At 45.9% G+C, this 20,059-nt stretch carries 19 protein-coding genes and 1 tRNA gene; 4 read left to right on the top strand and 16 right to left on the bottom strand.

The window, feature by feature from the left end; translation table 11 throughout:
• Window positions 1–369: DUF4351 domain-containing protein (locus tag NG833_RS12225; RefSeq protein WP_254565568.1), on the top strand; the 369-nt coding region annotated here is incomplete at its 5' end.
• A gap of 301 nt (window positions 370–670) precedes the next feature.
• On the opposite strand, the gene NG833_RS12230 is transcribed toward NG833_RS12225, so the two are convergent.
• The 10 genes from NG833_RS12230 to crn3 form a co-directional block, all read right to left on the bottom strand.
• Window positions 671–1,009 carry a hypothetical protein gene (locus NG833_RS12230; protein ID WP_254565569.1) on the bottom strand — a complete coding sequence of 113 codons (339 nt, stop codon included), beginning with the start codon at window positions 1,007–1,009 and terminating at the stop codon, window positions 671–673.
• A 232-nt stretch (window positions 1,010–1,241) separates the two neighbouring features.
• Window positions 1,242–2,483 (bottom strand): TIGR02221 family CRISPR-associated protein, encoded by a 1,242-nt coding sequence (gene csx2 / locus NG833_RS12235; RefSeq protein WP_254565570.1) that lies wholly within the window; start codon window positions 2,481–2,483, stop codon window positions 1,242–1,244.
• Between the two features lie 49 nt (window positions 2,484–2,532).
• The gene (locus NG833_RS12240) at window positions 2,533–3,708 is read right to left on the bottom strand and encodes a putative CRISPR-associated protein (RefSeq protein WP_254565571.1); all 1,176 of its coding nucleotides are present in this window, start codon (window positions 3,706–3,708) and stop codon (window positions 2,533–2,535) included.
• Window positions 3,701–4,489: a CRISPR system precrRNA processing endoribonuclease RAMP protein Cas6 gene (gene cas6, locus NG833_RS12245; protein ID WP_254565572.1), complete on the bottom strand. Its 789-nt coding sequence runs from the start codon at window positions 4,487–4,489 to the stop codon at window positions 3,701–3,703. Before cas6 ends, NG833_RS12240 begins: the two co-directional genes overlap by 8 nt.
• Complete coding sequence (gene csm5, locus NG833_RS12250; protein ID WP_254565573.1) at window positions 4,489–5,787, bottom strand: type III-A CRISPR-associated RAMP protein Csm5; 1,299 nt, start codon at window positions 5,785–5,787, stop codon at window positions 4,489–4,491. The genes cas6 and csm5 overlap by 1 nt, the downstream gene beginning before the upstream one ends.
• A complete protein-coding gene (gene csm4, locus NG833_RS12255) occupies window positions 5,774–6,886 on the bottom strand; it encodes a type III-A CRISPR-associated RAMP protein Csm4 (protein WP_254565574.1) in 1,113 nt (370 codons plus the stop codon). Before csm4 ends, csm5 begins: the two co-directional genes overlap by 14 nt.
• Window positions 6,883–7,851: a type III-A CRISPR-associated RAMP protein Csm3 gene (gene csm3, locus NG833_RS12260; protein ID WP_254565575.1), complete on the bottom strand. Its 969-nt coding sequence runs from the start codon at window positions 7,849–7,851 to the stop codon at window positions 6,883–6,885. Before csm3 ends, csm4 begins: the two co-directional genes overlap by 4 nt.
• 2 nt (window positions 7,852–7,853) lie before the next feature.
• A complete protein-coding gene (csm2, locus tag NG833_RS12265) occupies window positions 7,854–8,318 on the bottom strand; it encodes a type III-A CRISPR-associated protein Csm2 (protein WP_254565576.1) in 465 nt (154 codons plus the stop codon).
• Window positions 8,311–10,629, bottom strand: coding sequence for a type III-A CRISPR-associated protein Cas10/Csm1 (gene cas10 / locus NG833_RS12270; RefSeq protein ID WP_254565577.1), 2,319 nt, complete (start codon window positions 10,627–10,629; stop codon window positions 8,311–8,313). The genes csm2 and cas10 overlap by 8 nt, the downstream gene beginning before the upstream one ends.
• Window positions 10,630–10,688: 59 nt before the next feature.
• Window positions 10,689–11,591, bottom strand: a complete 903-nt coding sequence (crn3, locus tag NG833_RS12275; RefSeq protein ID WP_254565578.1) for a CRISPR-associated ring nuclease Crn3/Csx3 — start codon at window positions 11,589–11,591, stop codon at window positions 10,689–10,691.
• A gap of 65 nt (window positions 11,592–11,656) precedes the next feature.
• On the opposite strand from crn3, the gene NG833_RS12280 reads away from it, so the two are divergent.
• A complete protein-coding gene (locus NG833_RS12280) occupies window positions 11,657–13,120 on the top strand; it encodes a TIGR03985 family CRISPR-associated protein (RefSeq protein WP_254565579.1) in 1,464 nt (487 codons plus the stop codon).
• A gap of 107 nt (window positions 13,121–13,227) precedes the next feature.
• Here NG833_RS12280 and NG833_RS12285 read toward each other — a convergent pair whose 3' ends face one another.
• The 4 genes from NG833_RS12285 to NG833_RS12300 form a co-directional block, all read right to left on the bottom strand.
• Complete coding sequence (locus tag NG833_RS12285) at window positions 13,228–13,464, bottom strand: hypothetical protein (protein WP_254565580.1); 237 nt, start codon at window positions 13,462–13,464, stop codon at window positions 13,228–13,230.
• A 17-nt stretch (window positions 13,465–13,481) separates the two neighbouring features.
• Window positions 13,482–13,934 carry a PIN domain-containing protein gene (locus NG833_RS12290; RefSeq protein WP_254565581.1) on the bottom strand — a complete coding sequence of 151 codons (453 nt, stop codon included), beginning with the start codon at window positions 13,932–13,934 and terminating at the stop codon, window positions 13,482–13,484.
• A gap of 202 nt (window positions 13,935–14,136) precedes the next feature.
• Window positions 14,137–14,209 (bottom strand) — tRNA-Phe (locus NG833_RS12295).
• Window positions 14,210–14,326: 117 nt separating this feature from the next.
• Window positions 14,327–14,902 (bottom strand): PPC domain-containing protein, encoded by a 576-nt coding sequence (locus tag NG833_RS12300; protein ID WP_375293906.1) that lies wholly within the window; start codon window positions 14,900–14,902, stop codon window positions 14,327–14,329.
• A gap of 115 nt (window positions 14,903–15,017) precedes the next feature.
• Between NG833_RS12300 and NG833_RS12305 the strand changes: the two genes are divergently transcribed.
• Window positions 15,018–17,699, top strand: a complete 2,682-nt coding sequence (locus tag NG833_RS12305; protein WP_254565582.1) for a glycosyltransferase family 39 protein — start codon at window positions 15,018–15,020, stop codon at window positions 17,697–17,699.
• Between the two features lie 94 nt (window positions 17,700–17,793).
• On the opposite strand, the gene NG833_RS12310 is transcribed toward NG833_RS12305, so the two are convergent.
• Both NG833_RS12310 and NG833_RS12315 read right to left on the bottom strand, forming a co-directional pair.
• On the bottom strand, window positions 17,794–18,648 hold the full coding sequence (locus NG833_RS12310) for a PD-(D/E)XK nuclease family protein (RefSeq protein WP_254565583.1): 855 nt from the start codon (window positions 18,646–18,648) through the stop codon (window positions 17,794–17,796).
• Window positions 18,645–19,229 carry a PAP/fibrillin family protein gene (locus NG833_RS12315; protein ID WP_254565584.1) on the bottom strand — a complete coding sequence of 195 codons (585 nt, stop codon included), beginning with the start codon at window positions 19,227–19,229 and terminating at the stop codon, window positions 18,645–18,647. Before NG833_RS12315 ends, NG833_RS12310 begins: the two co-directional genes overlap by 4 nt.
• Before the next feature lie 318 nt (window positions 19,230–19,547).
• Between NG833_RS12315 and NG833_RS12320 the strand changes: the two genes are divergently transcribed.
• The gene (locus NG833_RS12320) at window positions 19,548–19,781 is read left to right on the top strand and encodes a DUF3134 domain-containing protein (RefSeq protein WP_015146842.1); all 234 of its coding nucleotides are present in this window, start codon (window positions 19,548–19,550) and stop codon (window positions 19,779–19,781) included.
• The last annotated feature ends 278 nt before the right edge of the window (window positions 19,782–20,059 follow it).

Raw genomic sequence — 20,059 nt, forward strand, 5'->3', positions numbered from 1 at the left:
TCCGGATTTATCGATGTTTACCTACGCTTAAATCCAGAAGAACAAGCCCTATTTCAAGCACAATTGAGTACCATTTTACCCCAAGAACAGGAGGGAGTCATGGAAATTGTCACCAGTTGGATGGAACAAGGAATCGAACAGGGAATCAAACAGGGACTCGAACAAGGAATCGAACAGGGGATACGGCAAGAGGCTCTTTCCCTGGTTCAACGTTTACTCAATCGCCGTTGCGGAGGCATTTCTCCCGAGTTAGATTTGGCAGTCCGACAGTTATCGATTCTCCAGTTAGAGGAGTTGAGCGAGGCCCTATTGGATTTTACCAGTGAAGCGGATCTCGTCGCCTGGTTGAACGAAAGAACCGAGAGTTAATGATTTAAAGGCGTCAGCAGATGTTTGCTGACGCCTTTAAACCAATAATTTAACCAGGAGTAGCTTTCAATTTATCGGTTACAGTTTAACTGGGTACCGTTAAATATTGAATCCCAGTATTTGTGCCTAATAAATAAATCATTGTTCAACATCCCAAATTCTGCGATCGCAATCTCCTCAACCCTATCTAAATAGTTTCCCCAGGTTTCTACTAGGAAATCGATACAGTATTATTTAAAAGGCACTAAAACCAGTTTTTTGTACCAGATTATTTACTTTTGAGCAAGGAATTAAAGGATTTTTAATCAGAATCAGCAATGACTTTAGCCCCTTCTCGAAGGGTCGGATAATTTTCGATTACTTCTGAGTGAAAGTACCATTTTTCCTGGGTACTATCCCGAAGACTCCATTCAGCATCAATGATTAAATCTTGGATTTTTTCCCAGGATTCATCGGATAATTCACTGTCCGGTTGTAATGCCAAGTCAAATTGAAGCCAGTGCAAATCCGTGGGTCTAGGGGCGATCGCTCTGACTCTCTTCACTCCCTTGATTTTAGAGAGAGTTTGGACCAGTTCCCATGCTGAAGCAACCGCAGGGGACGGTTTGGATTCTCCGGTTTCCAAAGGAGGAATAGTCATTATCATTATCCTAGCAGAGAGTTTCCCGGGCAGTAAGGAATAAAATTGTCCAGAATTCCAGGGTTGTCCCTGGGGAGCTTACTCGATGTTACCAGGGACATGGATCTAACTGATGGGTTGAGCGCTCAGAAGTTAAGGAGGGGGTAGGGTGCATCAGCATTAACAGATTAACAGGCGATCGGGTTGCTCGTAATGTTTGCTAACGCACCGGGTTAAGGAAAAAGCTAGAATTTTACTCTCCTAACTTCCAAGTATTTTTAATAGCTTGAAGTTCTGCGATGATTTGCTTTGCCTCTTGCTCAATTTGTTTTGCATCTCTAGGATTTTTTCGGAAGCCTGCGTGCAGAACGTCATTTCGTAAATTAGCAAAATTAAAACTTCCTCCCCAGAGGTTAGTTAACTGTTTGCGCTGGGGTTTGGCAATTTTATTCCATTCCTCTAAATACTGAGACTCTTTGTCTTTTATTTTCCCACCCGCTAATAAGAGTTCCATTTCCTCTCGATTGGGGTAGTTAACCAAAGGGTCAAGATTAAAATGATAGCAGAGCAAAGAAGGCAACCATTCTCGCGCTAAACAGAGAGCTTGGACAAATTGCCCTTTCTCTGCATACCAGTTTATGATTTTCAGCTCTTGCAATAAACTCTTTTTAGCCTGGGTGGTATAATCCGTGGGATTGGCTAAAGCAAAACTCCCATAATCTTGTTCTATCCGCTTCAGCAAGGTAACAAATGGCGGGACTGACTGAGCAATACTGGGAGCAGCCTTCTCAATATTAATCGATAACGCTGCGGATTCAACCATCACATCCATCGGACGTAACAGTTGCAATCCTCCAGAAATGGCATTAATACTTTGGGCTAAATTTTGATTAGCTTCCTCGTCACTCTGGCCTAGCAAACTGGCTAATTCCTGCCCATTACCCGTTTTCAAAAATTGGTCCGTTGCGGTTGTCCAATCTAGCAAACTAACCATCGGCAGTAAATCAAAGGTGGGAGTTTCATTGGTTTCTTTATTTTTGGCATCAAAGGCCCCGTAGATTAAGCCTTCAATTTTGACTTGCCGAACCACTCGCAAGAAACTAACAGCGATTAAGGAGAGGACGGGTAAAGAGCGAAACCCATGAGTGATATCAAACAAGACAGAATCTTTTTGTTGTAAACAGCCTGTTAATAGATTAAACAAGTTCCAGATATCGGCTTGGGTATGTCCTTCGGGTACATTAAAAATCGGCTGCAAATTTACCCGACCCTCTAATCGTTTTTGAAGGGTTTCCCAACTGGAGACGGTTTCTCCTTGGGGAATTCCTGTTTCTGCTGTTTTGGTCAGCAATACATACAGCACTTCTGGATGATAAAACTCAACTAATGCCTCTTGAAAAAATTGAGTCTGGTATTTCAATTCTCCCGTAGGGTTCAGATAAGTGGTTTCTGTATATCCTCGGGGATTATAGCCTAAAAATGAAATGGCTTTCATGGTCATTCTCCAAATTACTGAACTAAATGGCATCAAGTTTAAGGAGTCTTCAGGTGAAATTCTGAAGAGAACGATTCAAATCTGCAACACAAGCTAAAGACTGTCCCCTTGTTGTGGCTGATGTTTCAATAATAAATTTTACAGTCCAAGTTCCCTTACTAAAACTCCCTTCGATTTCCTCTCCTTTCATCCGAAATAAAACGGGCGACGGCAAATCCGGATTCCAATAGTCAGTGCGACAAGCGCGAACGTAAGGAGAGTTATCAATAACTTTCTGAAGAAAATTAAGAATTGGGTTTTCTGCATTACCCCAGCTATGGCGAGGTAAGCGAGGTCTAATTTTCTCCGTAGCAGGGACTGGCGGTGGTAATATCCGGTCCAAATCCGACTCAAATCGCCCTTTGAATGTTTCATGAAAAATTTGCCCTGTTGCGGAGAGTTCTAAATACTCCTTCTTATCCATTTCAATTCGCTCAACCAAGGGTTCGAGGCGCTCATCCCAATCTTCTTCAACTTCTAGGGATGTGATAATTTCACCCCGATCCAAAGCAGTCAACAAACCACTTTTTTCTAACCACAGGGGAAAATCTAAAGAAATTGGCATCGGCGGGAACGCAATAATTTCGCTAAATAGCTCGTGCTTATAATAAACAGGAATTCCTAGGGCTTGTCCCATCAGCACTGCTATAGCAATTTGTGCTTTGTAGCCACCTGTGGCATTAATTGCACAAAACCGAGCCTGTCGTTCTTGCACAATTTTTCCCATTTCTTTTGCCAAATTACGCAGTCCTTTTGTCCGAAACAGTTTGGGGTCTTTGTCTTGGAGGTGTTCGATTTCCTGTTTTTGTGTCAAATATCCCTTAGCCTTATAGTAAAAATCTAAAACTTCGGCAATCTGGCGTCCTTCATCAGTAGCGGAATGACAGAATACCAATAAAGATTTTTCCGCGCAATATTGCCTAAAAATTAAGTCGGCAATGGAATTAATTTCCGCTCCACACAAACGGACTGTTGCTGGAATAGTCGCTAATAATTCCGCTACCTGCTTCCATTCCTGATGTTCTAAAGCCTGTTTGAGGTTTTGAGTTAGTTCCAAAGAAAGATAGGGGCGATCGCCTGGGGGTTGTCTTTCTAACCAACTTTCATAACCTTCCGATGAAGGGAGTCCTTTTAAGTTGGGTTTTAATAGGCTCGTACCGATGGTAGAAATGAGGTTATTAATCATTGTTCGTAGTCTGAGGATGAGTTAAGTTTATGTAAGTTTGTCCCATGCCTAAGCGGGTTTTGATGCCTGTTCCGGCAAATTCGGCATAGCGAATCAGCAAGTGAGCGACATTTGCCAGTAATGGATCGGCGCGGGTGCGAGTTTTTAGAGTGACATCGCCCACAAACCCGCTGATAAAACTACGATGAACTTGAAACGCACGGGTGGAAAGTTTATGTCTGGAAAGGGCGATCGCCTGACTTAAATAAGTAATCAGTTCATCACTCCCCAGGTAAACCGGCCCAAATTCGTTCCACCGCATCAACCAACTTTGGAACATCAAAGCAGGAACGGGTAATGGTAAATAAACCTGTTGTTGGGAAAAAGCAGTCGGGGTAGTAAATTGCAGGTTAAAGTGTCGAACGGGTTCGGGTTCGTTAGCGACTAATGTAGTGTAAAGTTGTTCGTAGCTGGTGATTTCATCTTCGCGATCGCTGAGGTTGAATTCAGCGCCCAGAAATTCCAGGGTATCCGATAAGTCCAGATTGGCGATCGCTTTAGAAGCCGATTCGGTCAATCCACACAGGGATAATCTGTACAACTCCTCCGGGTGAAAGGTACAAAATTCTTTGGAACTGCTGTAATAACCCTGGAGGGAAGAAAAAGCAATATCCGGGGTTTTATTTCCCTCCATTTCTAACCCCATGTGCCGATGTAGTTTTTTCCCCAGTTCCAAATGATAAGAATGGGGTAAAACAGTGGAACTGGCGACAGATAGAGTCCAAGTTGAACGGATTAGCATTAGTTCTTCAACTCCATAAACTTCACCCATCCCGGAACATATTTGATTTCTCCTTGGTGACTAACGACTGTCCGTCTGGATTTCGGGGCTTTAAATCCAGGCGCTCGAATGCCACAAGCATCCCGGATATTGGCTACTAAGTCATCGGTAAAGAGTAAATTAACCGTAGTCCCCCCCATTCCGCTGCCCCAACCTAGTCTCAGACTATGGGGACATTTTTCAGCTTCGTAAATGTCCCGAATTCCACTAAAGTCTAAATTGCGACCATTATCCTTTGCGTTGTTTTTAATATTCTCCCAGTAATTATGTTCAAATTTCCATTGATCCTGGGCAAACTCCTGACAAATATTCAAAATGTCTTCCAGATTTTGAAAGGGCAGTTTCATGCCTCTTTGGTGCGAAAACCAAGACAGCATTTTTGGATCTAAAGATAGCGTAAACTCTGTCCGCACTTTGACGACCATCTCGGCATAAATTGACGCTCGATATTTAGCTTGCCAGTTTGGATAGTGACTGGACACCATCACCTCAGCAACAACGGGAATGTTGTAAGGAAGTTCTTTTCCTTGTTTATTAGGGACTGTATGTTCCACTAAGGGCTGAGAATCGGTGACTTGAATTGCCCGCATAAAATCGGTATTTGGCCCAAGTTTTGCCCGGATGAGTTGTCCTTGATAGGATAAATCAAAGTTAGAAAATAAATTTCTTTCAAACAAGTCATCATCCAACCATTTCTGCTTAAATTTTGAAAGACCTCCGCCTCCAATGGTTTCCCGGAGTTTTTCCTCGATCGCGCTGACGCGATGCTGTTGAGGAACTTGATACTTGTCTGCGTGTTTGAGAAGATGGTAGGCGATCGCTGTTCGGATCGCTCCTTTAATCGAAGAACCGGGAAGATAGAACTGTCCCATGCCATTTCTAATCATCGGGCGCAGATCCGTTACCTGTCCCTCCGGCCATTTCCGACTGCTAAATAGTTTCGGAAAAATGGGCTGATTATTCGGGTCTTTGGCATTTTGCCAGTTTTCTTCCCCAAACGCATTTTCCAGTAATCCGACAATGCTTTGGCGAGCTTTAATGGCTTTAATGTAATCGTCTAAATACCCCTGCTGCTTGAGCGCTTTCGCCAGGGAGTCCGAATGGGGAAGATAGACGCGATTGGAGGTTTGCACATATTCAAACGGATTTAACCGTTGAACTTCCGACCCAATATGTAATATCTGACTGGTGAGACGAATTCGCTTCGACTCGTAAACCTCTGGTTTCGTGAGGGTAGTTTTAGGATTAGAGACAATCACTGGATATTTTCTCCGGTTTAACTTTAATGGGAATACTCAACGCTATGCCATTGCGATAAATTTTGTGTTCCTTAAACCCCTCCGGTGTCACATCCGCCAGTTTACCCAAGGGAGGACTAGGAAATACCGACCCTTCCAGAAACATTTGCACCGATTTGCGGCGCAAATTGAGGCCAGATGGAGAACCGGCAATCCACCCCCTGCGCTCTTGAATTTCATAACTACAGTCTTCTGTTATCAGCTCATTCATGACGGATGGATCATCCCAAAATAAACTAATTGCACAGTGATGAGTCATATTCTTTGGGGATTTAAGGATTTTTTGCCAATCTTTGGGTAAGGAAGACTCCCACTCAATTTCAAATCGTCCTGCACCGCTTGAGCGCCTTCCGCCCACTCCTTCCTCACCAAGGAGAGCAAGGGCCGCATGAAGATTGGTTTCCAAGGATTTATCTTCCTCGGGAAACTCAAGCAGAAAGTACAATCCGGCTAAACTGCGGATTTCGTTATTCGGTTGATTCCAGTTAAATTGCACGAAGCCGGTATGATACAGATTGGTTGCTGCGTTAACGCGATCGACCGCAATTTTAGGACGTTTTTCTGTTTTAAAGGTCTCTCCATAGTTAAAAGTTTCAGCTTTATGCAATGCACCGTTTCCAGTGCCTTCCTTTGTCGTTTTGTCAATCAATTCCTGTGCATCGTTGGTGGTAAATCCCTCCCCTTGATACCATCGATGCCATACCGGAATCGGCAGGTAAGTCAGTTTTTTGTACTCTTTGAAAAATTGCAAATCCTCATCCGGATAATTGATAGGAAACTTGAGGGGACGCGGGAGGTAATAAATCGCGTTTTCCCCCTCGGGGCGGGAGTAGATAAAGGTTGAACTCATCCGCACGGGCGGTTGAGACTCAGAACAAAACCGTTCTAATAATTCCTCTACCCCCGCTTTGCCAAACAGTCGAGCATAGGTGCTGATCCAGGCGCTAAATAGGGCATCAGAACGAATCCGCTCGCTGCTTTGCTCTAGTCCAATTCCTACCTCTCCAAAGTGAACCGGACTGTTACCAAATTTGAGCCGAACTAATTTCCAAATGCTCACGATGCTCCATTATCTCCTGGTAATAAGTTTTGGACTTGCTGATTTAAACTCGCAAAGTTTTCTAAGAGTTCTGGAGTATTTTTTGCTTGCTGAATCGAGGATTGCAGCGATCCGCCATCACCCCCAGCAATGCGTCGATATTGCTCCATACTCCGATAGAAAAAATCAAAGTTGTGGAAACTGATTTTGCCGTAGCCACGAGAACCATGTCCGCCAAGGGCATCATCTTCCAGAATGGCTAAGGCGATCGCCAGATTCTGTAAATCTTCTGCCGCTTGTGTTCCATCCTCTACCGTATAGACGAGTTCAAACTTGAATTCAGCCCCGGCAGGGACTCGCTCAAATTGACGAGGATTTGCTGCTGACGTAATGCGATCAATACTATTTTCAAACTTCCACTCCGTCATAAACAGACCCGTATCTACTTTACTGAGTAGTTCAGCAGATTGGGGTAACAAATGGCAATCTCGGACAATCAAACGAGCAGGAGCATTCCGCCCTTTTATTTTACTGTAGTCCTCCCCATCAATGGTTCGCGTACCATTGCGCTCTAATCCCTGACTTGTTGCAATGGAAGTTTTGACCCAGCAGTTAGAACCGCCAGTCGAACCAAATAAGCGGCTAATTTGACAAGTCCGAGCACCTCTATAGAAAATGAACTGTCCATCAATCTCCGTATAGCCATCCTCTAAATCGTCGCTTTCATAGCGATAAACTCCGCTACCACCGAATCTATTAAGTGGTTTGTTGAGCAATCGTTCCAAGATAGCTCGCAATTTTCCTTTAATCGAAGAACCGGGTAGATATGGATATTGAGTCAGAGGGTCACGAATCACAGGTTTATCCAATCCACCAATATCAAGGTTTTCTCCACCCCCACCGATATGGAGTCCCGTTTCAACTTTGAGCGTGCTAGTGAGTCGAAATTTACCAAGTAATGGCTTTTGTTCGGTTGCGGCTGACATCTTTAGTTTCCTCCTGCTGCTTTGTGGTAGGCAATAATCGATTCGATGAATTGAACTAAACGCTCAAAGTCTTCTTTGCTCTTTACTTTGTCAATTGCTTTTGACATCACTTCACTCAAGGGCTTCGCTGCTGGTTTTCGTGCTGCTGCATACGCTAATTTGGGCTTAAGCAGTACCACTTCTGTATCGATTTTAGAAAAATTATTTTCCTGAGCCAGTACGGATTTGAGTCGATTGATTGCATCTAAAAATTTCCGCACTTGGTTAGTCTCCAAGCGCTGCTGCTTGAGATACGGGCCAAATTTTTCAGCATGGTTAACCAGAGCGCGAATGTCATAGGTTTGTAACCCTCCTGTTAATCCGTCAATTGTTTGGATAATATTTTGGGTAATATCCATTGATTGCCGTGGCGTTTGCGGAGAGTTAGGTGGGTTTTGACGATTGGGGTGTCTTACAGGGTTAGTCATTGGATTGAGATCGTTTTAACAGTTCTAGCCAAGTTGCGATCGCCCGAAAGTAAGGCGCATTATAAGGATTGTTGAGGGACTTCCGCACCGGGGCAAACTCCGGTTTTTCCCTGACTCGTTGAGGCAATCGCGCTAAGGTATATGCCATTTGTGGTAAATGCAAGTAGTATCGGATATCCTGAATTTCCTTTTCATAGATTGGTGTCCTCCGCTTAGTTTCAATCTCTTTAATCATTTGCTCTTGCATCTGAGCCGTTGCCAGCAAGCTACGAACAAAACTGCGAGCATAATTGGCTTCAATCTGCTGTTTCTCCAGTTGTTCAATCAAGGGAAAAATGCCCATGATTGGCGGATGTTCAGCCGACTTAAGATAGTCCCGTACTTTAGGGTCGGCCACCGCTGGGGAAGTACAGCCAAGCCATTCATCCCATTTAAACACTTGCTTAAACAAACCCAAGCTATCTCGACCGTTGTTTTTAGCCGCCTTTTCGGCTTCACCGGAAGCCTCCGCAGCTTGATAAAGGGGAAATTTAGCCCCATCAATGCTGATACCTCCTGATAAAGTAATATCCCTATTGTACCCGGTATAGGCTCGGAAAGATTGGTAAATATCAAAGGCAAATTCTACGACTTCATTCCAAGTGCCGCTCACAAATAAATCATCACCCCCGGCATAGATAAAGAGTAGATTTTGACGAGAGTCATCAGATAGGTTTTTAGCATTTTTCGGTAAATTCTCCCGGCGATTCATCGCCAAGCTATTCAAGTAAACCTTAAAGAAATAACTCATTTGGCGGGAGAGTCCAGCAAGTCGGGGTAAGGTTTGATTCTGCCCTAAACCTTTGGCAAATATCTTGCCTAAATTGTCTACATCCATCCGCAAAGAAGCCACTCTTTTGATACCCTTAGCTGCTGCGGCCATTTCCCGAGCATTCATAAATTCGAGTCCAGTATTCTCGTTACTGGATTCTGAACAGCGCTGTCCGTAATTTCCCAGCAGTAGGGGGACCGCGTTGCCCGTGCGGTAGGGTTCAAGGGTCCAATCGTTGACTAAAAATAATGTGGATTCCTCCTCAGATATAGCTTTGGCCGTTTTCCATTCTGAAAATAAGTAGTAATAGGTTCCGCCAATGTTCAATCGGTCTGTAGCTCCTTTAATTGTGGAGCGTTTGGAACGGGCGATCGCCTTGACTTTAAATAATTGGGCCCCCAGGTCAAACATGGTCCGACACATCCAACAGGCCAAACAAGAATCTTCTTCCTGACGGTTCAACGGTTTCAGACTCAGAAGATCATCGCGATGGCATACGCGGCAGGGTTCGTAAGCAGGTTTCGGTTTAACCAGTTCAGCAATTTGACTCTGAAACTTCCTAGACTTTTGTCCCGCCAATTTTTTAGTTGCCTTTTCCCATGCTTTGGCAAAGTCTGGTGTTCCCACTGCCTGGGTGGAAAAGGGCAAGCAATCCAGGGCTAAAAAGATTTTGCCTTGAAATGTTTTTCGCAACCATTCATTAAAGCGATCGCGGACTTGGGCAATCGTGTTTTTAACGGTTGTCTCCTCATCCCCCGGCGCGAGTAAATACAAGTTACCCCCACCAGCATAAATCACATTAGTCCTGGGCAGATCCAATGCTGACAACAGTTGCTCTACCACCTCTTGCGTCACCAGTTCCAGATAAAAACTGCGAGCGCGGAGGGATTTTAAGGCTCCATCGGAAGAAATAGTGTAGATAAATTTTTGAATCCCCGATAAATCGCCAGCAATCAACGTTAAACATTTAGCATCGGGTTGATTCGCCAGTGCCGCCGCCACCGCTGCGGTAGTTCGGGTCAAATCGAGTAACGAAACATTATCTTGCTCTCCAAAACTAATATAGGAGCCAAATTTTTCTAAAATCAGCATCAATAACGAAAGATTGTTCCACTCGTCTGGCTCTAAACTGGCGATCGCCTGTTGAATAGGCGGTTTAATTTTGTCTAAGTCATCAGCATTAGGCTGCGGATAGGGAATAGGGGGATAACTTTCGTCATCTTCCATATCTTTTATGTAGCAAACCGGCCAGTAGTGGTTTTTTTGTTCTTGACTGTTGGATAAATTAACAGCATCAAACAGCAAGCGCAAAGGCTTAACTTGTTTTTCTAGGTTGGACCGACTATCCTGGGGCCATTTTAAAAGAACTTTTGCTTGGGTAACAGCCGTAGAATCAGCAGTTGCGGTTGGTATTGACGGAGAAGCACCGGCCCAGCGTCCTAGTAGTAAAACGGCTTCTTGGGCAACGGATAACGCTTGTGCATGAGAAAGCAAGGTCATAACTACTCTATATTAGGGAATATCAGTCAACAAAAATCATCGAGAAAACTCTCTAACACCTATAGGGAAGAACCCAGCAATGCCTTAACCCGTTCCATCAAAACCTCGGGAACTGCTGTGGCCCCACCCCGTAACCAGGGTCCGGAGGTGATTTCTAAATAAGGTTGCTCTTGGTGAATGGTTTGGCATGGTTCTAAACGGCTGTGAATAACGGCAACCGGAATTAAATTCCCCCGATCGCGACAAAATTCGTGCCACGGTTCCACTTCCTCGGGTTTGGAACTAATAATCAAATAATGTGTACAGGCTTCTAATATTGGCTGCTTCTCTGGTTGTACCATACCTCCGACATCTACAATTGTTAAATTTTTCTTACGTCTCAGTTCCAGAATTGCTTGAGCATGATAGGGAAAAAATTCCGGAGTTAATCCCCCCTTATTCGCCGCTTTAAATATCTCTGGGTCAGCATCCCGGGACAGTTCTAAAACATAATTCCCTTCTCCATCCCAGTTGGCCCGTTGCAGATAGATATTAGGGTCACTTTCGATTAAAGATTGAAACAAAGCATGAGATAAAACACTTTTGCCACTGTCCGGTGGTCCAACAATTAGTAAGGCTGGATGTAACCCATCCCCCCGTTCTTCTAAAGGAATTACTTGACCGATTTTCATGGTTTTAGAATGGGTGGCAACCACGACGGCACCGAGTCTGGGGTCGTTACAGGCAACCCAGGCGGTGGGGTGGAGTTCGTGGATTAAGTAGCCATAAAGCCAGATAGGCGCACGTCCGTTAATGACGATTCCCTGGGTCGTATCGATGCCTTTCGGTAATTCTAAATTGCTGAGTTCTCCGGGGTAAATCACGCGATCGCCTCGGGTCAATTCTATGGTGAGTTGTTGATATCTCAACCCGCTGGGAGTTTTCTGCTGACTGATTTCCAGGTGGATGCCGGTTTCTTTCATGGGGTTTTCCTGAATTTGGACTCTGTGTTACTATAGCATAGGCATTGAAGAGGGGTCTTCCAGAAATGAGTAGTATTTTTACTTATCCACCCAGTCCGGATATTTTGCAGTGGTTGGCGGGGGGCCAGCTTGGGAATCGGTTGTTGCGATCGCTGCGGTTGTGGGTCTTATTGACCAAACTGTATGGAGAGAGGTCCCCTTGGGCGATGGACTTACCCCAGCGGTTTGCTTATCCCCACCTACGCGATCGCCTGTTTGCTCCCACTCACGGCAAAAGTGACCTATTGACCGCAGAACAGTTAGAATACCAATGCACCGATGGCAACTGTATTTGTCACCGAAGCGTCACCGAATTGCTCTTAAGCGCCCAACAGTCCCCAGAATCTTGGATGCCGGATGTCATCCACTTGAGTGGGTTGGCAACAGAGGAACTAGAGGAACTGGTGCAACAAGCGCCGTTTACCACGGTGCACCGTTCGATTCGCGATGATTTGAAGCAACTGGCGGAACTCGGCTGGTTGGAGTCTGTATCCCGAGGGAAATATCAATGTATCTCTCTGCAAGAATTGCCCAGTCTGCCTGGGTTACATCGGGCGATCGGCCCTCAACCGGATGCCGCATTGTTACCCCTATCCCAAGTCCGGGAATTGTTACCCTTACTGGAAGATATTTCCTTCATTCAGCCCAATTTAGAAGTGCTGATCCAATCCTTATGGGAACAAGTCGCCGCCGATGAAAAACCAGCAGAACCCCTTGAAAACCGAGGACAACGGCGGATTTTCATCCACCTGGATTACATCCTGTCTCCCGAGGTGCAAGAACAGGTAGACACCTATCAAGACCAACTGGAACAACTGTGGCGCACTTCCTCTTCGGGAGTGGTACAGTTTGACTATGAGTTGGCCCAAGGTGGGATTGTCCCATTCACAACTTATCCGGTGTGTTTACATTATGTGCGTCGGGCTAAGTATCTCAGCGCTTGGGGAGAAACGCCGTCAGGGGAGATGGGGTGGCACAATTATCGCTTGGACCGAATCACTTCAGACCAACTCACGGTGTTAGCTTGGGGTGACCCCCAGGTGCCAAAGCTGTTGCGGGAGATGCGGCGGCAGGGGGATTTACCCACGTCTGAGGAGGTGGAAGGGGAGTTGGAGGCTGCTTGGGGGTTTAATTTTTATTTCCCGCGTAAGTTGCTGTTGTTGCGCTTTCCTCGGGATTTTGCCCGTCGCTATGTGGAGGGGACGGTGCGTCATGGAACTTTTGAGCCAGTGGAGTATGACTCATTAGGGGATTTAGTGAGGCGACAGGTCCAGGATGAAGGCGATCGCAAGGCTGCCTTGCAAGTTTTAGCAAACCGAAGTGAGACCGATGCCTATTATCGCGCCTGGATTCGCGAGGGGGATATTAATGTCCGAATGCGCTTACGGTCCTGGCGACCGAATGGGGAAGTGATTTTACCCTTGTCTCTCCGGCGTCAAATGGCACAGGAAGCCACCCGCGAACTTTCTCACTATCGTTCCCTACTTTAGGCAGGGTTGGTGGTAAGATCCGGGAACTTTCCGCACGGAAATCAGCACAATTCCTGTGGAGGAAGAGAGGGCAGTGTTCAATTCATAAACTTTTTTCTGAATATCCTTTACTCCTCATCTCCGATGATTTCATCATATTGATTATTATCATTTTGTTCGGCCTGCTTCATTGCTAAAAAAATATCGTTTAATGACATTTTACCCAGCCATTGATGGCGCTCTTGGGTATAGTCACCATGACCCGGACTAAAGTATTGAATAAACCGAATGGTATCGACGACTCCTAATGAATCGATTAAGGCTTGATATCCTTTTTTGATAATCTCTTGCTGAGTGTTAGTCATTGTTGTGTTCAGGGTGGTTAGGTAACGTTCAGTAGCCATTGAACGGGATTATCAACGGGTACATGGATTAGCTGAATATTTCTTGTGGCTTTCTTGAGCAGCCGGTCATCGGTGGATAAAAATATATCAGCCCGAGTTCGTTCGGCACTGGCAATGTGGGTGGCATCGTAGTCTGAAAAGCCTAATTTGACAAGTTCTATTGAACGGTTTTCTATGGATTGGCTGGCGATCGCCTTAATTTTAGCAAGTCTCAGGATTGCTGTGACATTCTTGAGTTTTTCCAAATCAGGAGTTTGAGAGAGTTCTCCATCTAAGGCGGCACTGGTGATCAGTTGCCATTGTCCGGATTGGCATTTGCTCAAGATAGCGAGGATAGCTTGGGTTTCTAAGGCAATGCGAGTCTGGGTTTGGTCGTCAAAGGGACGATTCAGGCAACAAGCATCGAGATAAATTCTGTAGTTGTCACTCATATCCGGTTCATCCTCTAGCTTAATCGTTCTGGCATCATTTCCTGCGTGATGGCTTGAATTTTAGCGTGAGGTTGTTCTCGGGGGGTGATTAGGGGTCCCTCTGGGAACGGTCTGAGGCATTTGTTCGAGGGACGTTATGTGGCGGTATTTCCCTGAATAGTAAAAAGCGCTGAACCCTTACAGAGTCAGCGCTTTAAGGTTATGCCAGGAACGAGACTTGAACTCGTGACACGAGGATTTTCAGTCCTCTGCTCTACCAACTGAGCTATCCCGGCTTGTTTTTTTATGCTTAACTAACATAGCAAACATTTTGGTGGTTGGCAAGCCTTTTTTGAAAATTTTTTTTTGGACGCAATAAATGTTGCTACGATTGATATTACGTCCAAACTCTATTATATCGGGCGCAGGCGAGTGACTTTGAGGTTAAACTGTCCGATACCCCCTTCGCCAAAGGCTCGGACTCGGACGGTATAATTTCCGCCTTCGGTGATGCGGGCAAAGAGGAGAGAGTTGGTGGTCCCATCCGGGCCATCGTCATTCTCGGCTATCGTCATGCCATTGGGTCCGAGTAGGGTCACGATGGTGTCAAAGCTATCGGAAAGTAGATCGATGACAATTTGATCTCCGGCTTGCAAGGTGACAAGATAATCCCGGGCAAATCCACCTTGTCCGGTGGGAATATCTCGTTCAGATAAATTATCTGTAATTTCGTTATTGGATGGCAACTGAATGGGGTTGTACATATTTTGAGCGCCTACGCTGGCGGCACTCATGGCGATCGCCAGGGCGGTGGCGGGAAAAATCGAAACTAGGCGCAAGTTGACCATAAAAGATTTAACCATGAAGAAACGATAACTCAAGCGACTCCATAAAATTTCTGGCAGACTGAGCAGAAATCGGGGAAAGGAAAAATTGATTTTTTGGGACTGCCATTGGTGATCACCATGATATAAGTGGCAATCTAGCATAGAATCCGGTGAGGATTGCTGCTGAATGGGAGGGAATTCGGAGTACCCTGGTGTATCTACAGCGTTCCGGGTGGCGATTTCTAATTTTCGAGGAAAATCAGGAGGATTTTTGCGGGTGAAGAACTATCAAAAACGTCACGGTTGGTTGCCGATCGCCGGTTTATGGTTACTAGGGGCATTCTGCGATCGCCTCTGGTTTGCCCTCGATCGTTCAATTCCCTCTTGGGATCAGGCGGATTATTTAACCGGGGCCTTAAACTACTGGCAGGCATTACAAACCCCCGAATGGTTTTCCGGGGATTGGTGGCGCAGTTTATGGTTACTGTCCTCTAAAATACCACCGGGCACTTATATCCTGACAGCATTTTTTCACAATTTATTTGGGATCGAGGCCGATCGCGCCACCCTGGTTTACCTCCTCTTTAGCGCAATTTTACTCCCTTCCGTCTATGGTTTAGGTCGATTGCTGTTTAACCGAAATATAGGCATCTGGGCGGCAGCATTATGTCTGATGTTTCCCGGTTTATATCATGCCCGTCTGGATTTTCTGCTAGATTTTCCTCTGACTGCTGTCGTGACTTTTTCTTTTTATTCCCTCTCCCGGTGGAAGGTCACCGAACCGTTAAAATTAACATCTTTACCCTCGGAAATTTCCCCTCCCCATACAATTTCCAGTTTTCTAAAGTCTCCTGCTTGTCAATCTTGGTTTTGGGCGATTATCTTAGGATTATCAGTAGGGTTATCCCTGATGATCAAACAAACGGCTTTATTCTTTCTCATCACACCGATTGCCTGGGTCATTGTGAGTACGATAAGAGACCGGCGTTGGGTCAGAGTCCTACAACTACTGATGGCAGGATTCCTGACCGGGTTGGTGATGTATCCCTGGTATAGCACGAATTGGTTGCTGGTGTTCACGGGGAGTCAACGGGCGGCAATTCAGGCGGCAGTCGTCGAAGGTGACCCGGCCATTTATACGCTTCCCGCTTGGACATTTTATGCCGAACAACTTCCTCATCATGTATCCTGGCCGTTTCTGGTGGTGTCCCTCACCGGATTTGTGTTTTATGGGTGGCGTTTACGCGGCGATCGCCACTTCACTGAGTTGACAGCAGATTTGGAAAATCTAGTCTGGAAAAGCCATTTTAATTCTCCATTCAAATGGTTAGCCATTTTTGGCATCGGGTCTTATGTGTTCTTATCTTTAATTCAGAATAAAGATTTTCGGTATGTTTTACCCTATCTGCCAGTTGTTTCTCTGGTATTAGCTTATGGATTGATGCTGTTTCCTCGCCATTGGGGAAAATGGGTGCGTTGGGGGACTTGTACTGCGGCGCTGGTGTTCATTTTGGCGGATGTGTGGCCGGTTCATGAGTGGCATCCGGATATTTTGGCCTCTCATCATGCCTATCGGGGACCGGATTGGCCGCATCAAGAGGCGATCGCAGAAATTATGGAAACTACTCCCTATTTGCGATCGACTTTGGGGGTGTTACCTTCGACGCCGATGATTAATCAACATAATTTGAATTACTATGGCAATTTGCAACAGTTTCAAGTCTATGGTAGGCAGGTGGGAACCAGGCGATCGCACGTTGTCCAAGATGCCCGATCGCTGGATTGGTTTTTGACAAAAACGGGAAATCAGGGTTCGGTCCCGACGGAGGCACAAGGGGCGATCGTAGAATTGGTGGAAACTGGGGGTGAATTTGAGCTCCAGGCGAGTTGGCCGTTACCCGATGAGAGTACCCTCAATTTGTATCATCATCGTCTGCCAATGGTCACGGTTGAGGCAGTGGAGGCATCTGCAACAGAGGGAATGATTACCCTCGATCGCGTGACGGTTCCGGCGCAATCTCCTCCTGGGGTGCCGGTTCCGGTTACTTATGAATGGACGGGAGATTGGGACTCGTTGCGGGATGGCGTAGTTATCTTAACTTGGCAATTGCAGAATTCAGCAGCATCTCCCTCGTTGCGTGAGTCTTGGTTGCATGATCATGGGATTGGCAAAGGTGAGTTACAAGCGGTAACGGCACCGTTACAGGCGAAGGTGATAGAACGAATGGCGATGTTACCGCCAACGGATGTGATGCCGGGAACTTATACCTTGGTGGCGACTTATTTGAATCGCAAAACTGGGGAAACTCAGGCGATTGATGTGCCTGGGGTGGCGATCGCCATTAATCCCGCAGCAACGGCAACTCCGGCACCGGAACTGGATTGGATCACTCAGTTGCGATCGCTGTCTGCGGCATTACCCCAAGGACCGCAGGCGTTGGAGTTTATTTTTGATGATATGGGACGAGTGAATCAATATGACCCCATTCAAGATTATCTGATTCAAGCGGAAAAATCCCTAGAATATCGGTTAAAACAAGAGCCAAACAATGTAGAATTAGTTTACAATTTAGCCTTTAGTCAGGTTTTGCAGCAGGATGTGGATGGGGCAATTGCGGCGTTTGAACGAGTGGTGCAATTGGATTCAGAAAATCCTTATGCTCATGCTTATTTAGGATTTGTGAATCTCTATGGTTGGCATCCGCGACAAGGAGACCCTGCGATTAAACGAGCGCTTGAATTAGGACCAGATGGGATAGAAGTCCAGTTGCTGTATGGAATTTCAGCCTTAATGCAGGGTAATATTTTCGCCACTTGGTCTCGATTGCGGGGGTTTGTTCCGTCTTTGGTGCAATTTTTGGTCTTGTTGATGGGATGGATGGTATTGTTTCTATTAGGGGTAATTTTTGTGGGTATTGGGGTTCAGTATCGGAATGTTTTTAGGAAGGGATTTCCATAGATTGATGAGGAGGTGGGCATTGCCCACCCTACCCCTTACGTTCTAACTGACAATATTCAGAAGAAAGATGCGAGACGATCGCCTGAGATATGAGTTAGAGTGCCACTTCTTCAATGTCAGAAAAAGCCGGGAGGCGATCGCCTTCATGCACCCGGAACCCAGAATCGCCTCCCCGCTGACAGCGAGTGAGAAAGGGACAAGCGTAACAGATTCCCTCGGTTACAGCAACTTGGGGAAATGGCTTTCTGCTCTCATAGTCTTTCGTCCAACTGTTTAATTGATTTAATAACTGAGTGAGATGTTGGGCGGTTTCTTGATGCTTCAAGCGATTGTACTGTAACGTCCAAGATTCGCACTTGGACTGGCGCTCATCCCCGGTTGCGGCAGATTGCACAAACCAATAGGTCATGGTAATGTCTTCCGGTGCATAATCGCTGGTTTCTGCCAACACAAACGGATACAAGCGCGTTTGCCAGTTTTCTTCTAGGGTGCGGTCTTTTTTAGGCAAGGGATAGGTTTTCCAATCCAGGATTTGAGCGCGGGTGTCATCGGCTATCATTAAATCATAAATAACCGTGAATAAATACCCTTGAAAATTCATAATGCGCCGATGTTCTGCTGCTCGAAATTGTTGCTTTCCTAAAGGTTCCGGTTCAAACAGGGCCGGTGCAGCCTCCAGTAACCCCGTATAACACCGTTGCATCTGTTCATCAGCTTGCAGCAACACTTCCACGGGTAACCCGAGTTCCCGTTGCTGCATTAACAGGTGAAACCGACTTCCCCAAGCCATTTTTTCCCGTTGGTCGGGGGTGACGGGGGAAGAGAGATGTTCGAGATAAGTATATTGAAACTTGCGCGGGCAAGTTTGCAGCATATTCAGTTGGCCTTGAGAGAGGCGATTTTGGCTATTGACGGGAAAATCTTTTCGGGTTGCCTGGGGATTCATCATGATTTGGTTAAGACAAAAATACTATCTTTATTTCCTCTTCCAATCCGCAAGTCGCGGTCGAGATAGGTGATATCTAACCACCCTTGTTGTTCTCCGCTGGGAATTTGGAAATCTAGGGCGAGAAATTTTTTGCCGGTTTCGATTTGGTCGATGAAAGCATTGGGGGATTGATACCCAATGAAACGCTGTAATCCGGCAACGGCCCGCTCAAATTTTACCTCAACTCGTCGTTCAGAAACGACTTCAAATCGAGCGGCAACGCTGACTAAAACATCTAAGTAGGGCAATCCAGAAATTTCGGCAATATTATAAATTTTGCCTTGATTGGGACGCACGCATTGATAGATTTGGCCTAGGGTTGCCAAGGGAAAGCGATCGAGACGGAGGAGTTCGTCGCTGGTGGTGTACAGCAGTCGCCAATTTCCCCCTAAGAGCTCCGTTGCTTCCACGGGACGGGGGGTGGGGTTGCGGTCCTCCAGTTGGGAAACCGCTGCGAGAATGGCTTGTTTTTGGGAGGGGGTAGCGAGTATTCCGCGATTTTTCCCGGCGATCGCCTCTAATAATTCTGTTTTTCCAATCATTCAGACTTCCTCAAGTTCAATTCAGCAGCTTCTACCATTATGGAGGCCATTTTGTTGCGAATGCCGGGGATATTAATTCTTTCTCAGTCCAAAACCGGGGGAATGACTCGATTTCCGATAAAATTATCAAGGGATACTGTTACGGGTCAGCCGGTCGTCTCTGCTTCCCAGAAGCTGTTGACAGGGGTTGACAAGGGCTACACCGCCGGAGTCTCCAAACTTCTGAATAGGAAGGGGTCACTCCCGTCGGACACCCACTCCCGCCACAGTTTGCCCGATCTCGTTAAGTTTGAGCGACTTTACTTTCAGGAGTTTTAGATGTACAACCCGTCTCTACGCGAAGAATCTCGTTATAAAATTGCTGATGTGATTCCTTTGCAACAAGAAACGTCTATCCTTGATTGGCTAGAATCCAATGGTCGCTTGATTGCCCGGGAAGAAAAAGAGAGTGAGTATGCCATTGATGAAGAAGAAATTGCTGCACTGATGTCTGTGGAAGACAACACCTACGATGACGATGATGATGATAATGAGTTAGTCGAGGAAGACTAAACCGCTGACTTGCAGGATGAACTTATCCCCGGTTTTTTGAGTTTGTAGGCGAAGAGACCTAACCCCCCAACCCCCTTCCCTCGTAGGGAAGGGGGAGCCGGAAAGGGCCTCCCAGCTATAAAAAAAGTTCCTTATTCTCCCTCTCCTAAAAGGAGAGGGCCTTAGGAGAGGTCTCTTGATTCTCCCTCTCCTAAAAGGAGAGGGCCGGGGAGAGGTCTCTTAGGGGATTGCAAAAATATAAATCATCCAACCGTTCAACTGATATGTGTAGGGGCGCA

The sequence above is a fragment of the Oscillatoria sp. HE19RPO genome (assembly GCF_024220515.1).
Taxonomy (GTDB): domain Bacteria; phylum Cyanobacteriota; class Cyanobacteriia; order Cyanobacteriales; family Laspinemataceae; genus Laspinema.